The sequence below is a fragment of the Arthrobacter sp. P1_B4 genome, assembly GCF_056406555.1.
This window is the reverse complement of record NZ_JBFTZW010000075.1, coordinates 1-14707: the sequence shown is the minus strand read 5'-3', so window position 1 is coordinate 14707 and position 14707 is coordinate 1. Positions and strand designations below refer to the sequence as shown.

11 protein-coding genes and 1 riboswitch are annotated in these 14707 nt (G+C 67.9%); of the genes, 7 read left to right on the top strand and 4 right to left on the bottom strand.

Features of this window, described 5'->3' with window-relative positions:
* Together AC1D1W_RS16770 and ftsY are read left to right on the top strand one after the other, a co-directional pair.
* Window positions 1–1104 (top strand): AAA family ATPase (locus AC1D1W_RS16770; RefSeq protein WP_476944278.1); only part of this gene is annotated, 1104 nt, incomplete at its 5' end.
* Window positions 1105–1192: 88 nt separating this feature from the next.
* Window positions 1193–2404, top strand: a complete 1212-nt coding sequence (gene ftsY / locus AC1D1W_RS16765; RefSeq protein ID WP_476944277.1) for a signal recognition particle-docking protein FtsY — start codon at window positions 1193–1195, stop codon at window positions 2402–2404.
* A gap of 78 nt (window positions 2405–2482) precedes the next feature.
* Here ftsY and AC1D1W_RS16760 read toward each other — a convergent pair whose 3' ends face one another.
* Complete coding sequence (locus AC1D1W_RS16760) at window positions 2483–4216, bottom strand: hypothetical protein (RefSeq protein WP_476944276.1); 1734 nt, start codon at window positions 4214–4216, stop codon at window positions 2483–2485.
* Window positions 4217–4376: 160 nt separating this feature from the next.
* Window positions 4377–5627, bottom strand: a complete 1251-nt coding sequence (locus tag AC1D1W_RS16755) for an MFS transporter (RefSeq protein ID WP_243177163.1) — start codon at window positions 5625–5627, stop codon at window positions 4377–4379.
* A gap of 251 nt (window positions 5628–5878) precedes the next feature.
* Between AC1D1W_RS16755 and AC1D1W_RS16750 the strand changes: the two genes are divergently transcribed.
* Window positions 5879–7261, top strand: a complete 1383-nt coding sequence (locus AC1D1W_RS16750) for an ammonium transporter (RefSeq protein WP_476944275.1) — start codon at window positions 5879–5881, stop codon at window positions 7259–7261.
* Window positions 7258–7596: a P-II family nitrogen regulator gene (locus AC1D1W_RS16745; RefSeq protein ID WP_028276847.1), complete on the top strand. Its 339-nt coding sequence runs from the start codon at window positions 7258–7260 to the stop codon at window positions 7594–7596. Before AC1D1W_RS16750 ends, AC1D1W_RS16745 begins: the two co-directional genes overlap by 4 nt.
* Window positions 7597–7798: 202 nt before the next feature.
* Here AC1D1W_RS16745 and AC1D1W_RS16740 read toward each other — a convergent pair whose 3' ends face one another.
* Entirely contained in the window at window positions 7799–9187 is a 1389-nt protein-coding gene (locus tag AC1D1W_RS16740) for a glucose-6-phosphate dehydrogenase (RefSeq protein ID WP_476944274.1), read from the bottom strand.
* Window positions 9188–9339: 152 nt separating this feature from the next.
* On the opposite strand from AC1D1W_RS16740, the gene ffh reads away from it, so the two are divergent.
* Entirely contained in the window at window positions 9340–10929 is a 1590-nt protein-coding gene (gene ffh, locus AC1D1W_RS16735; protein ID WP_028276849.1) for a signal recognition particle protein, read from the top strand.
* Between the two features lie 71 nt (window positions 10930–11000).
* On the top strand, window positions 11001–11735 hold the full coding sequence (locus tag AC1D1W_RS16730; protein ID WP_229992666.1) for an alpha/beta fold hydrolase: 735 nt from the start codon (window positions 11001–11003) through the stop codon (window positions 11733–11735).
* Here AC1D1W_RS16730 and thiC read toward each other — a convergent pair.
* Window positions 11732–13609 (bottom strand): phosphomethylpyrimidine synthase ThiC, encoded by a 1878-nt coding sequence (gene thiC / locus AC1D1W_RS16725; protein WP_476944273.1) that lies wholly within the window; start codon window positions 13607–13609, stop codon window positions 11732–11734. The genes AC1D1W_RS16730 and thiC overlap by 4 nt on opposite strands.
* A riboswitch (TPP riboswitch) is annotated at window positions 13578–13685 on the bottom strand. (Overlaps the previous gene by 32 nt.)
* 76 nt (window positions 13686–13761) lie before the next feature.
* Here thiC and AC1D1W_RS16720 point away from each other — a divergent pair.
* Window positions 13762–14707: amidohydrolase family protein (locus tag AC1D1W_RS16720; protein ID WP_476944272.1), on the top strand; the 946-nt coding region annotated here is incomplete at its 3' end.

Below are 14707 nucleotides of genomic sequence, written 5' to 3'. Positions count from 1 at the left end.
GAAGCCGCCGAACGGGCCAGCCGGCGCCGGCTCCAGGCCCGGCGCGCCGCCGCCGTCGCCGTCGCCGTGCAGCAGGTCATCGGATTCATCGACGTGTCCGTGGAGCTGGCCCGCCGCGAGCGGGACAGCGCCGAGGAACGCAAGGACGCCATGGACCTTGAACTGGCCGGGGTCCGCAGCGGCAACGACGCGCTGGCCCGAGAACTGGCCGAACTCACCGACTCCGTGCACCGCGACGAGCTCGCCCGCACGCAGCAGCGGCTGCGGATCGAGGCGCTGGAACTGAAGAGTGTGGAGGAGCTCGGGCTGACTGCCGGGCAGCTCGTGGCCGACTACGGACCGGACCTTCCCGTCCCGGTCCCTGCCGGCGACTCGGCGGACAAATGGGCCGCACTGCGCGCCCCGGTGGACGAGGACGGACGCGAGATTTCCGAAGGCAAGCCCTTCGTCCGTGCGGAACAGGAAAAACGGCTCAAACGCGCCGAACGCGACCTCGCGGCCCTGGGGAAGGTAAACCCGCTGGCGCTCGAGGAGTTCGCCGCGCTTGAGGAGCGCCACCAGTTCCTCAGCAGCCAGCTCGAAGACCTGAAGTCCAGCCGCAAAGACCTGCTGGACATCATCAAGGAAGTCGACGACCGCGTCCAGAAGGTCTTTGCCGAGGCGTTCGAGGACACCTCCCGGCAGTTTGTCCGCGTCTTCGCCCGGCTGTTCCCCGGCGGCGAGGGCCGGCTGGTCCTGACCGACCCCACCGACATGCTCACCACCGGCATCGAGGTCGAAGCCCGCCCGGCCGGCAAGAAAATCAAGCGGCTCTCGCTGCTTTCCGGCGGCGAACGTTCCCTGACGGCCGTGGCGCTGCTGGTGGCCATCTTCAAGGCACGGCCCTCTCCCTTCTACGTCATGGACGAGGTCGAGGCCGCGCTTGATGACACCAACCTGGGCCGGCTCATCACCATCTTCGAAGAACTCCGCGAATCCAGCCAGCTGATCGTCATCACGCACCAGAAACGCACCATGGAAGTCGCCGACGCCCTCTATGGCGTCACAATGCGCGGCGACGGCGTCTCCACGGTGATCAGCCAGCGGCTCAGTGCGGAGATCTAGGCAAACGTCCAGGTCCCGGCACGACTGCGTCCGCGCGCAACAAAAGCGCTGGCCACGGCCCATTTGGGGTTTGTGAGAAGCTAGGGGAGTGAACGATATCCTCCCCATCATTCTGCCCATTTTCGCTGTCCTGGTGGTCCTCGGTGTGCTGATCCCGGTGCTCATGAAGACCCGGAAGAACGCCAAGACCTACACCGGCCCGCGTGACGCAAACGACCCCGTGCAGGCCCCGGGAGCCGGAACCCTTGTGGAGGACCGTCCCGCGCAGGCGCCGGCACCGGCACGGACCTCGCCGGACGGCGTCGAACTCGAAGAACCAACCCTCGAAGTTCCGGACGACGCAGCCGGGCTGGAAACCGTCCCGGTGGAAACCCCGCTGCCGGTGGCCGGGCGGCTGATGCGGCTGCGTGAGCGGCTGGTCAAGTCCAACAACATCCTGGGCAAGGGGCTCCTGGCCCTGCTCTCGGCAGACAAGATCGATGAAGACGTCTGGGATGAGGTCGAGGAAACCCTGCTGCTGGCCGATCTCGGCACCGAACCGACCATGCAGCTCGTGGACTCGCTCCGCGAACGCGTCAAGGTGATGGGCACGCGGGACCCTGAGCACGTCAAGGCCCTGCTCCGGGAGGAACTCATCAAGCTCGTGGATCCGACCATGGACCGGAGCCTGAACGTCGAGCGCCACGGCGACAAGCCCGCCGTCATGATGGTTGTCGGCGTCAACGGCGTTGGCAAGACCACCACCGTAGGCAAGCTTGCCCGCGTGCTCGTGGCCGAGGACAAGGACGTGCTGCTGGGCGCGGCGGACACCTTCCGCGCCGCCGCCGCCGAGCAGCTGGCCACGTGGGGCCAGCGCGTCGGCGTGCCCACCGTGAAGTCGGACATCGACGGCGCGGACCCGGCCTCGGTGGCCTACGAGGCCGTCAAGGCCGGCATCGACCAGGAAGTCGACGTCGTCATGATCGACACCGCGGGGCGCCTGCAGAACAAGGTGGGCCTCATGGACGAGCTCAGCAAGGTCAAGCGGGTCATCGAAAAGCTGGCCGAGGTGGACGAGGTGCTGCTGGTCCTGGACGCCACCACCGGCCAGAACGGACTCAACCAGGCCCGGGTGTTCTCCGAGGTCGTGAACATCACCGGGATCGTCCTGACCAAGCTGGACGGCACCGCCAAGGGCGGGATCGTCGTCGCCATCCAGAAATCCCTTGGGGTCCCGGTGAAGCTGATCGGCCTGGGCGAAGGCGCCGACGACCTCGCGCCGTTCGAGGCCGAAGGCTTCGTGGACGCGCTGCTGAACTAGCGCGCACCGCAACAAAAAGAGTGCCCCGGTCCTGTCTGGTCAGTTCAGACAGGACCGGGGCACTCTTTGTTCGAGTGGCTAGTACTTGAAGTTCAGGACCGTTACTGTGCCGGCTGTCAGCTTGAACTGCTGCGTCTGGGACTTGAACGCGAAGCCGGGCACCGTGGCGCGCTTGGCGAGGGGTGTGGGCTCGGTCTTGGCGCCATCGATGACGGTCTCGTCCTCGGCTGCGTAGCTGGGTCCGCTGAGCTGGGTCATGGTCCCGGTGACAGGCTTGCCCGGAAGGTTCAAGGTGACTAAAGTCTGCGCGGCCTTTTCGGGGTCGTTTTCGTTGACGATCACCACGCTGGTGCTGCCGTCCGCGTTCTGCAGCGCATAGCTGAACGCCGGGCCGCCGCCGGAGCTGTTCACTTTCATGAACTTGCCGGCCTCGAGCTCGGCCACCATGGAGATGCCGAAGAAGTTGGCACGGCCGGACATCTGGCCATTGCCGAACGGGTAGGCCCCGGCGCTGCAGATGGCGGACAGGGGCGGGCCGCCCTTGCAGGTCAGCAGCGAGCTGTGGAAGCCGATTCGGGTGATGCCCAGCTGGGCGGCGGTGAGGGCATAGTCTGCCGCCCACAGCGCAGATGCGTGAGTACGGGAGGTCTCATTGGAACCCGGGCACGCCGAGATCCCGGTTTCCGGAATCCAGGTTTCCAGGCCGGCGGCCTGACCCACCGCGAGGGCCGCCTTCTGGTAGTTGACGCCACGGTCGTGCATCGTTCGGCTCATCGCGTTTGCCAAGGTAGGCGAGTCCTGGGGCAAGCTGCCGTCACAGTTGGAGAGCGGGTAGTGGTGGAACGTCAGGATCTTCTTCTGCGGGAGGTCCGCGTCGACGAACGGCTGCCACCACTTCTGGTCGTAGGCGCCCGGGCCGGAGATGGGCACGTTCGGCGCCACTGCATAGATCGCGTTGGCGTAGTCCTTCAATTCCCGAATGTACTGATCCAGGCTGTAGCCGCTGCCGGACTTCACATCGTTGAACACGAAGCCGTTGGGCTCATTGCCCACAGTGATGCTCAGCAGCCGGTCGCCGAGGATCGCCGAGGCGTTCTTGGCCATGTCCGCAGCCCGCGCCGGGTTGTAGTGGCCCAGATCCACTGTGAGGCTGACCCTGGCGTCGCCTGCCTCCAGCAGGGTCTTGAGCCGGACCAGGTCTGCCGGGCCCACGGCCTTGACCGGGTGCGTCTTGTCACCCTTGTAGTCGGCGGGGACAGCCTCGCCGCTGGAGGTCCAGAAGAAACGCCGGTCCACGGCGTTGCCGCCGAAACGCAGGACCGGCTGGTCGATCTCCTTGAGCAGCTTGACCATCGACGCGTTGTCGCTGCTGAGGTCGGGATCGGCCAGATCCGTGGCCTCCAGGGAAATTCCCGCCATGCCCTTGTTCAGGGAAGTGCCCACGAGGTCGCTGGAGACATCGACCTTGAGGGGCTCAACCTTTTCCAGCGGCGACCCGGCCGGCGGACCCGGCTGTGCGTAATAGGTGACGGGCGGTCCCACCTCGGCCGGGGCGGGTGCCGGGGCTGACTGGGCGGCGGGGGAAGAAGCGGCCGGCGGTGCCGGGGTCGGGTTTCCGAGGGCGAGGGGAACCAGTACTGCTGCGGCGACGGCGACAATTCCTGCGCCGGCGATCAGCCCTGCGCGCTTCCTGTTGCCCGCGCTCTTTCCTGCGTTGGCTCCTGTGTTGGCTCCCGCGTCGGCTCCCGCGTCGGCGGGTTGGGCGGGGTCGGGGCTTTCGGCTTTCCCGGGGGAAGAGTCGAATTTGGCCATGGGGGATTACCTCCGGAAGTTTGTAGCACGTGCCCCCAGCTTACCCAAGGGCGGCGGCCGACGCTGACCGGAAGGTCCCGGACAGCGTCCCGTGCACGGTCCCGTCCAATTTCCCGGAGGGGGCACGTGCCCGGCGGACCGGTGGCGGCAACGCCGCAGGTCAGGCGCGATCCGGGGCCGGCCGGCGGAACGTTTCGCGGGCCGGCAACCACACGGCGGCGGCGGCCAACAGGATGCCGCCAGTGACCCCAAAGGCCCATCCGTAGCCCAGCCGGTCCGCCAGCAGCCCGGCCACCACCGGTCCGACAATCGCGCCGCTGTCCGAGGCCATCTGGAAGACGGCCAGGACGCGGCCGCCCGAGCGCTCGTTGCCGATCACATCGGCGATGGCAGCCTGCTGGGCCGGTCCCAGCAGCCCGGAGCCGATCCCGGCGCAAGCGGAGGCGAGCAGGAACCAGGGCAGCTGGTGCGTGAACCCGATGGCCGCCGTGGCGGTGCCGGTGACCAGCAGCCCGGCCAGCAGGAGCGGCTTGCGGCCCAGGCTGTCCGCGAGCCGGCCGGAAAACGTCAGCGCCACCGCGTTGCCGCCGGCAAACACCGCCAGGGCCCAGCCGGCCGATTCCGGACCGGCGCCGAGCGCCACGACGGCGAAGAGCGGCACTGTGGCCATCCGCACCCCGAAGGTGGCCCAGCCGTTGGCAAAGCTCGAAAACAGGCCGGCCCGGTAGGCGCTGTCCCGCAGCGCGTCCCGCAGTTCCATCGCCGGGGCCGTGGCGCCGGGCTGCCGCGAGGCGGCGGGGACATGGCTGAGCTGGGTTTGCACCACGACGGCGGCCAGCACCAGGGCCGCCGCGTAGGCCAGGAACGGCACCCGCAAGCCGAAGCCGGCCAGCATCCCGCCGACGATGGGGCCGCAGACGTTGCCGATCAGGAAGGCGGAGGCATAGGCCCCGGAGACCCGGCCGCGGCTTTCCGGCGGCGCGAGCCGGACCACGAGCGCCATGGACGCCACCGTGAACATCACCGAACCAGCCCCGCCGAGGCCGCGGAAGACCAGCAACTGCCAGTAATTCTGGGCGAAAGCGCAGGCCGCCGTGGACGCCGCGACGATCAGCAGCCCGGCCACATAGACCGGCCGTTCGCCCAGCTTCACGATCAGGGCGCCGCCGGCCGGTGCAAAGACCAACCGCATGAAAGCGAAGATGCTCACGATCACCGCCGCCGCGGTCGCCCCGACGTCGAACGTGGTGGCGAACTGGGGCAGAACCGGTGCCACGAGGCCGAAGCCGATCGCAATCAGGAAGGCCGCCACCAGCATCACCTTGATGTCCCGGGGCAGCCGGGAACGGCCCGCAGCCCGGGAAGGGACCTTGGCTGCGGCGTCGCCGGCGGGGCGGGAGGTCTTGCTCATAATGCGTTCGTCCTTGGGAAGATGCGGTGCCGGCTGGCGGCGGGTTCAACAAGTGCGGGAATAATCCGCTGAAACATAACCGTAACAAGTGTGAGATGCACCATTTACGTCCGGGAGGTTCTTGTAACAACCCGGCAATGTAAATCCTCCGCCAGCGAAACACTGCCCCGCGAAACTCTTTCTAGAACGCAAATAAATGCGTTGGGACCGGCGGACTACTCCGCACCTAATAGCAAGAGAGGACGTAGACCATGGAACTCACCGCAGGTCTCGTTTGGCTCCTGGTCGCCGCGGCACTCGTGCTGTTCATGACCCCGGGCCTGGCATTCTTCTACGGCGGCATGACCCGCGCCAAGTCGGCTTTGAACATGATGATGATGAGCTTCGTCGCCATTGGAACCGTCGGCATCATGTGGATCCTGTGGGGCGCTTCGATGGCTACGACCAACGAAGACAACTTCTACCAGATCTTCGCCAACCCGTTCAGCCACTTCGGCCTGCACAACTTCACCGAACCGGCCGACCTGCTCAAGGTCGGCTACGCGGCCACCTTCGCGATCATTACGGTGGCCCTGATTTCCGGTGCGGTCGCCGACCGCGCCAAGTTCTCCGCATGGGTGGTCTTCACCCCCATCTGGGCGACCCTGGTTTACGCGCCGATGGCCTTCATGGTCTGGGGCGGCGGACTCTTCTCCGCGAATGGCTGGTTCGGCCAGACGTTCGCGCCGGTCATCGACTTCGCCGGCGGCACCGTGGTCCACATCAACGCCGGCGTCGCGGGCCTCATCCTGGTCCTGATCATCGGTAACCGCAAGGGCTTCGGCAAGGACCCGAACCACCGCCCGCACAACATTCCGTTCGTCATGCTCGGTGCCGCAATCCTGTGGTTCGGCTGGTTCGGCTTCAACGCCGGTGCCGCCGCGACGGTGGAGCAGGCCGGCCTGATCTGGATCAACACCCTGGCCGCCCCGGCCGCCGCCATGCTCGGCTGGCTTGCCGTGGAACGCTTCCGCGACGGTCACCCGACCTCCCTCGGTGCCGCCTCCGGCGTGGTCGCCGGCCTGGTCGCCATCACCCCGGCCTGCGCCAACGTCTCCCCGCTGGGTGCGATCGCCCTCGGCGTCGTGGCCGGTGTGGCCTCGGCGCTCGCCGTCGGCCTGAAGTTCAAGTTCGGCTACGACGACTCGCTCGACGTCGTCGGCGTCCACCTCGTCTCCGGTGTTGTCGGCACGGTCGCAATCGGCTTCCTTGCCACCCCGACCCAGGGCGCCGCAGGCCTGTTCTACGGCGGCGGCACCACGCAGCTGGTCGCCCAGACCCTCGCGGCAATGATGGCCATCGTCTTCACCGCCGTGATGACCTTCATCATTGCCTTCCCGATCCACAAGCTCATGGGCTTCCGGGTTTCCCAGGAACAGGAAGTTGTCGGTGTGGACCTGAGCCTGCACGCAGAGACCGCCTACGAGTTCGGCGTCGGCGGGCACGGCGGCAGCTTCCAGCCGCTGCACGAACTGATCACGGGCAAGCCGATGGGCGGCGAGCCGCAGGAGGAAGGCATAGCCGCCGAAGTGCCGGTGGACGCCGCGTCCAACGGCAAGCAGAACGCAACGGGCAAGGAAAGTGTGGGGGCATGAAACTGATCACGGCAATCGTCCGACCGGAAAAGCTTGAGGCTATTCGCGAAGGCCTGGAAGCCTACGGTGTGCAGGGCCTCACGGTCAGCGCAGCCAGCGGCTACGGCCGGCAGCGCGGCTACACCGAGGTGTACCGCGGGGCCGAGTACAACGTGGACCTGCTGCCAAAGATCCGGGTGGAAGTCCTGGCCACCGACGAACAGGCGGACGACATCCTGGATGTCATCATCGCCAGTTCCAACACCGGCCGGGCCGGCGACGGCAAAGTCTGGACGATGGATGTGTTCGAAGCTGTCAGGGTCCGTACCGGAGAGCGTGGTTCGGCAGCGATCTAGTTGCTCCCCGCTCCATGCCGCTAGAGCCAACAGACACAGCGGCGTTGACACGGCACTCACACAGCGGGCCGGATACCTGAGAAGGTGTCCGGCCCGCTGTGTCGTTGCTGCCTGGTCGTTGTTGCTGTGTCGTTGCTGCTTGGTCGGCCCGGAAGCGGCTCCGGCGCACCGCCGGATCCGCGCGGGCCCTGCCGGTACGAATCTAGGCTGGCCAGCCCTCCGGCCCCGGGGTCCCGGCCGGATATTCCTCCAGCGGGACATGTCCGGCGGTCCAGGATTTCAGCACCGGCGCCAGGATGCGCCAGCAGTCCTCGGCCGTATCCGCCCGCACCGAGAGCAGCGGATCCCCGGTCAGCACGCCCTCGAGCACTTCACCGTAGGGGAGGAGTTCGGAGGCGCTCAGTTCGGCCTGCAGCGTGGCCCGGTCCAGGCTCAGGACATTGCCCGGTCCGTTCACGTCGACGTCGAACTGCAGCGTGTCCGGGCCAAAGCCGATCCGCAGCTGGTTGGGGGCGTCCACACCGGTGAACCCCTTCGGAAGGTGCGGCACCGGCCGGAAGGTCACCACGGCCTCCTTGCGTTTCTGGCCCAGCGCCTTGCCCGAGCGCAGGATGAACGGCACGCCCTGCCAGCGCCAGTTGTCGATCTCCACCTGCACCTCGGCGAGGGTTTCAGTACCCCTGGACGCGTCCACGCCCTCCTCCTTGGCGTAGTCCGGAATGTCCCGGCCGTTGATCGAACCCGCCGTGTACCGGGCCCGGCGGCTGCTTTGCCGGTAGGGGGCCTTGATGCTGCTGGCCCGCAGCACGGTGGCCACGGCATCGCGGAGATCGCGTTCGTCCACGGATGCCGGCGGCTCGATTGCCATGAGGGCCATGATCTGAAGCAGGTGGCTTTGGATCATGTCACGGAGCGCCCCGGCGCCGTCGTAGTAGCGGGCGCGGCCTTCGAGGGCGAGGTCCTCGTCGAAGATGATCTCGATTTTTTCGATGTTCTGCCGGTTCCACACCGGCTCCAGGAACGTGTTCGCGAAGCGCAGGCCAAGGATGTTCAGGACCGTTGCCTTGCCGAGGAAGTGGTCCACGCGGTGGATGTGGTCCTCCGGGACCAGCGCCGCCAGCGTCTTGTTCAGGTGGCGCGCCGACTGCTCGTCGGAGCCGAACGGCTTCTCCATGACCAGCCGGGTGCCGGCGGGCACATCCTCCGGCGCCAGGGCCTCGCACGCGAGCTGGCTGACCCGCGGCGGCAGGGCGAAGTAGACCGCCACGGGCCCCTCCAGTTGCGCCAGGAGCCCGGCGAGCTGGCCCTTGGCCGTGACATCGAGCTGGTGGTAGGTGCTCTCCTTGCGGATCCGCTTGAGCTCCCGCTTGCCGTGGGCGTCGGCCTTGGAGTCCTCGTCCGCGAACGACTCCTCGATCCGGCCAAGCCACTGCTCCGGCGTCCACGGGTCCGATCCCGCTCCCGCCAGGGTGAGGCCGTCGGCGCGGCCCCGGGACACCAGGCGGGCAAGCCCCGGTAACAGGAGCCTTCCGGTGAGATCGCCGGAAGCGCCCAGGATGAGCAGGGTTTTTACAGTTGTTTGGCTGGTCACCTACGCCAGCATGCCATCTTGAAGGCGCATCTTGGTACCCTAGATAGTCGAGTCCTGTTGTCGAGGCGGTTCGTCCAGGCGAATACCAGTCGCGACGCTGGCGTGCCGCACCGGCCGCCACCTGTAGATCCACTGAAAGAAGTGCACGGCGCGTGTTCAATTCACTCTCTGACCGGTTGACAGCAACCTTCAAGAATCTGCGTGGCAAGGGCCGCCTGACCGAGGCGGACGTTGACGCCACAGTCCGCGAGATCCGGCGTGCCCTCCTGGACGCCGATGTCGCTGTGCCCGTGGTCCGGGAGTTCACCGGCCGCGTCCGCGAGCGTGCCCTCGGCGCCGAGGTCTCCGGGGCGCTGAACCCGAGCCAGCAGATCGTGAAGATCGTCAACGAGGAACTCGTCGAGATCCTCGGCGGTGAGACCCGCCGGATCCGCCTGGCGAAGACCGGACCCACCATCATCATGCTGGCCGGCCTCCAGGGCGCCGGCAAGACCACCCTGGCCGGCAAGCTGTCCAAGTGGCTCAAGTCCCAGGGCCACAGCCCGATGCTGGTGGCCTGCGACCTCCAGCGCCCCAACGCCGTCACCCAGCTGCAGGTAGTCGGCCAGCGCGCCGGCGTGCCCGTCTTCGCCCCGCACCCAGGCGCCACGTCCACCGAGCTGGACCACCCTGCCGGCGACCCTGTCGCCGTCGCCCGCGCCGGCGTCGAGGAAGCCAAGCGCACCCTCCACGACGTCGTGATCGTGGACACCGCCGGCCGTCTCGGCGTCGACGCCGACATGATGGAGCAGGCGCGCCAGATCCGCCGCGCGATCGTCCCGAACGAAGTCCTGTTCGTGATCGACTCCATGATCGGCCAGGACGCCGTCAACACGGCCTTGGCCTTCGACGAGGGCGTCAACTTCACCGGCATCGTGCTCTCCAAGCTCGACGGCGACGCCCGCGGCGGCGCCGCGCTCTCCGTCGCGTCGGTGACCGGCAAGCCGGTCATGTTCGCCTCCACGGGCGAAGGCGTGGACGACTTCGAGCTCTTCCACCCGGACCGCATGGCCTCGCGCATCCTCGACATGGGTGACGTCCTCACCCTGATCGAGCAGGCCGAGAAGTCCTGGGACAAGGATGAAGCCGCGCGGATGGCGAAGAAGTTCGCCGACCAGGAAGACTTCACCCTCGATGACTTCCTCGCGCAGATGCAGCAGATCCGCAACATGGGCTCCATGAAGAAGATGCTCATGATGATGCCGGGCGCGCAGAACATCCGCCAGCAGCTGGAGCAGTTCGACGAGCGCGAGATCGACCGCGTCGAGGCCATTGTCCGCTCGATGACCCCGCACGAGCGTGTGGCTCCGAAGATCATCAACGGCTCCCGCCGGGCCCGTATTGCCCGCGGTTCCGGCGTGCACGTCTCCGAGGTCAACGGACTGCTGGAACGTTTTGCCCAGGCCCAGAAGATGATGAAGAAGATGGCCGCCGGCGGCGGGATGCCCGGCATGCCGGGAATGCCCGGCATGGGCGGCGGGGGCGGAGCCCGCAAGGGAGCCAAATCCGCGCCCAAGAAGAAGGCCCGCTCCGGCAACCCGGCCAAGGCGGCGCAGGAACTGCGCGACGCCGAGGCCCGGCGTGCCGCCGGCCCCAAGGCGCTGCCCACCGGCGCGTCGTTTGGCCAGCAGGGCGGCGACTTCGATCCGTCCCAGCTGAACCTGCCCAAGGGTTTCGACAAGTTCCTCGGCGGCAGCAAGTAGCCATAAGTGCTGACGGCCGCCGGCACTGTGTCGCCGGCGGCATCAGCACTGAAGTGCCATAGGGTTAGACAATGTTCAAGCAGCGCGTAGTCTTCGTCCATGGGGACGGCAGCTTCGGCGCCGCCGCGTGGCCAAAACAGCACGGAATGGCGCTGGACTACGACGCCCTGTTCCTGCGGCGGCACGGGTTTGACGCCGTCGCGGAACCGCTCGAATCCAACTTCGCCGCCGACGCCGCCATCGTGCTCGCCTCGCTGGCAGACGACGGCCGCGGCGAGGCCGGCGGCCACGTTGTGGCCCATTCGCAGGGCGCGATCGCGGCGATGATGGCCGCCGTCGAACGGCCCGACCTCGTCCAGTCGCTGACCCTGGTGGAACCGGCCTGCCTGTCCCTGACCGCGGAACTCCCGGCCACCGCCGCGCACCGGGCCCTGATGCAGCCGCTCTTCGACGTCCGCCACAACCTCAGCGACGACGACTTCCAGCGGGAGTTCATCCGCCGCGCGTTCGCGGCGGACGCCCCCGGGGCCACGACGCCGGAGGCCCTCCGGGCTGCGCGCCGGCTCCGCCTGCAGGCGCCGCCGTGGGAAGCCCCGCTGCAGATCGTGCCGGGCGTGCCGACCCTGGTCCTGACCGGCGGCTGGGAACCGCTGTATGAGGAAATCGCCGGTTACCTGCGCGAGACCGGCGCCCTGCACCGCACGGCACCAGGAGGGCACCGGCCCCAGGATTCAGCCGAAGGGGACCGGGCCATCCGCTCCTACATCGCCGAAGTCAGCCGGCACCAGCACGCCCGGGCCTCCTAGGAAGCTGCGCGTCCTCCCACCGAGGGCTGCGGCAGGTAGACCTTGCCGCCCGAGGCGCGGAACTCGTTGCTCTTCGCCCGCATTCCGGCCGCCATCTGCGCCAGGGCCGCCTGCGAATCAGCTGAACCGTATTCGTCCCGGATGTCCTGGCTGATCCGCATGGAGCAGAACTTCGGACCGCACATCGAGCAGAAGTGGGCCGTCTTGGCCGGCTCCGCGGGAAGCGTCTCATCGTGGAAAGCCTCGGCCGTGACCGGGTCCAGGGACAGCGCGAACTGGTCCCGCCAGCGGAACTCGAACCTTGCCTTGGATAGGGCATCGTCGCGTTCGTGCGCGCCGGGGTGGCCCTTGGCGAGGTCCGCGGCATGGGCCGCGATCTTGTAAGTGATCACGCCCGTCTTCACATCGTCCTTGTTCGGCAGCCCGAGGTGTTCCTTGGGCGTGACGTAGCAGAGCATCGCGGTGCCATAGCGGGCGATCTCGGTGGCGCCGATCGCCGAGGTGATGTGGTCATAGCCCGGTGCTATGTCCGTGACGAGCGGCCCGAGTGTGTAAAACGGGGCGCCCTTGCAGAGTTCCTGCTGGCGCTCCACGTTTTCCCGGACGAGGTGGAAGGGCACGTGCCCGGGGCCCTCCACCATGACCTGCACGTCGAAGTCCCAGGCCCGCTGCGTGAGCTCGGCCAGGGTGTCCAGTTCGGCGAACTGTGCCGCGTCGTTGGCATCCGCCGTCGCGCCGGGCCGCAGCCCGTCGCCCAGGGAAAAGGCGACGTCGTAGCGTGCGAAGATCTCGCACAGCTCGTCGAAGTGGGTGTACAGGAAGTTCTCCCGGTGGTGCGCCAGGCACCAGCCGGCCATGATGGAACCGCCGCGGGACACGATGCCGGTGACCCGGTTGGCCGTCAGCGGCACATACCGCAGCAGCACGCCGGCGTGGATGGTCATGTAGTCCACGCCCTGCTCGCACTGTTCGATCACGGTGTCCCGGAAGATCTCCCAGGTCAGGGCGTTCGCCTCACCGTTGACCTTCTCCAGTGCCTGGTAGATCGGGACCGTTCCGATGGGGACGGGGGAGTTGCGGATGATCCACTCGCGCGTGGTGTGGATGTCGTCCCCGGTGGAGAGGTCCATGACGGTGTCCGCGCCCCACTGCGTGGCCCACTGGAGTTTGTCGACCTCCTCGGCGATGGAGCTGGTCACGGCGGAGTTCCCGATATTGGCGTTGATTTTCACCAGGAACGCCTTGCCGATGATCATCGGCTCGGATTCGGGATGGTTGACGTTGTTGGGAATGATCGCGCGGCCCGCGGCCACCTCGCTGCGCACCAGCTCCACATCGCAGTTCTCGCGCAGCGCGACGAACCGCATTTCCTGGGTGATGACACCGTCCCGGGCGTAGCGCATCTGCGTGACGGTCCTGCCCTCAACGGCCCGGCGCGGCACCGGCCGGCCGGCCCGCCACTCGGCCGACGCGGCACCGCGGCGCACCGCCGATTTGCCGTCGTCGAGCAGCTCGCGTTCGCGGCCGGCGTAGGGTTCGGTGTCCGCCCTGTCCTCAATCCAGGGGGTGCGGAACGGCTCCAGCCCGCGGACCGGATCGCTGCCCGGGCCGGCAGTGCGGTAGACCCGGAACGGCGGGTTCCGGACGCCGCCCGGGGAGGGTTCCAGGGCGATCTCGGTCACCGGCACGCGGATGCCGTGCTCCGGGTCCGTGCTGAAGGCCAGCGAGTGGGACTTCAGCGACTGTGTGGGGGCCAGAGGCTGGCTTGCGGCAGACCCGTGCTGGGCTAGCCCAGTGGGGGCTGACTCATTGTGGGCAGGGCTGTGCTGTGTCACTTGGGAGTTCACGGAAATACTCACTTCCTTCGCCGGCATTACCCGGACAGGTTCAACGGTCGCGGGCTGCGTCAGCCCGATCTCAGCCCCTGCAGGGGCACCCGTGTGGTCGTAGACGAAGCTACCACGCACCTCCGGCCGGCCGTCGAGTGTGACGCGGACGGCGGAGCCAGAGGGCTAGGCTTTAGGCCATGACCAGCATCATCGAGTTCAGCGGGCCCATCCTCACGGCGGCGGACCAGGTCCGCTACGGGTTGTGGTCGGTAGATGGCCGGCTGACCTTTCGCCGGCCCGCGGCCGCGCCGGAGCTCGTGCTGGACGGCTGGGTCATGCCCGGCCTCGTGGACGCACACTGCCACATCGGCCTGGGCCCGGGCGGGGACGTTACCGAGGACACCGCGGAATCCCAGGCCCTGGCGGACCGCAACGCCGGGACGCTCCTGGTCCGCGACGCCGGCGCCGTCCACAACACACGCTGGCTCCAGCAACGCGTGGACCTTCCCCGAATCATCCGCTCGGGCCGGCACCTCGCGAGGACCCGGCGCTACCTGCCGGGCCTGGCCGTCGAGGTCGAGCCGGAGGATCTCGTCGAGGCCGTGCGGAAGCAGGCCCGCGCGGGCGACGGCTGGGTCAAGCTCGTGGGGGACTGGATCGACCGCGACGCCGGCGATCTCGCCGCCAGTTTTCCCGCCCGGACGGTCAAGGACGCCGTCCGGGCCGCCCACGATGAGGGGGCCCGCGTCACCGCACACTGCTTCGCCGAAGACACCCTCGATGACATGCTCGACGCCGGGATCGACTGCATCGAGCACGCCACCGGGCTGCTGCCGCGGCACCTGCCGCGCTTCCTCGAACAGGGTGTTCCGATCGTGCCCACCCTGATCAACATCGCCACGTTCCCGGACATCGCCGCCCGGGCGGCCGCCAAGTTCCCCCGCTACGCAGCCCACATGCGCTCGCTGTGGGAGCGCCGGGCGGAGCGGATCCTCGAAGCCCACGAGGCCGGGCTGGCGATCTATGCCGGTACCGACGCCGGCAGCGTGATCAGCCATGGCAGGATCGTGGACGAGATCCAGGCCCTGCACGCCGCCGGCCTTTCCGCCGCTGCCGCCCTCAACGCCGCGAGCTGGTCCGCGC

Coding starts and splice junctions, on each gene's coding strand:
- AC1D1W_RS16760 (WP_476944276.1), bottom strand. CDS start 4,216: ATGGCCAAATTCGACTCTTCCCCCGGGAAAGCCGAAAGCCCCGACCCC.
- AC1D1W_RS16755 (WP_243177163.1), bottom strand. CDS start 5,627: ATGAGCAAGACCTCCCGCCCCGCCGGCGACGCCGCAGCCAAGGTCCCT.
- AC1D1W_RS16750 (WP_476944275.1), top strand. CDS start 5,879: ATGGAACTCACCGCAGGTCTCGTTTGGCTCCTGGTCGCCGCGGCACTC.
- AC1D1W_RS16745 (WP_028276847.1), top strand. CDS start 7,258: ATGAAACTGATCACGGCAATCGTCCGACCGGAAAAGCTTGAGGCTATT.
- AC1D1W_RS16730 (WP_229992666.1), top strand. CDS start 11,001: ATGTTCAAGCAGCGCGTAGTCTTCGTCCATGGGGACGGCAGCTTCGGC.
- thiC (WP_476944273.1), bottom strand. CDS start 13,609: ATGCCGGCGAAGGAAGTGAGTATTTCCGTGAACTCCCAAGTGACACAG.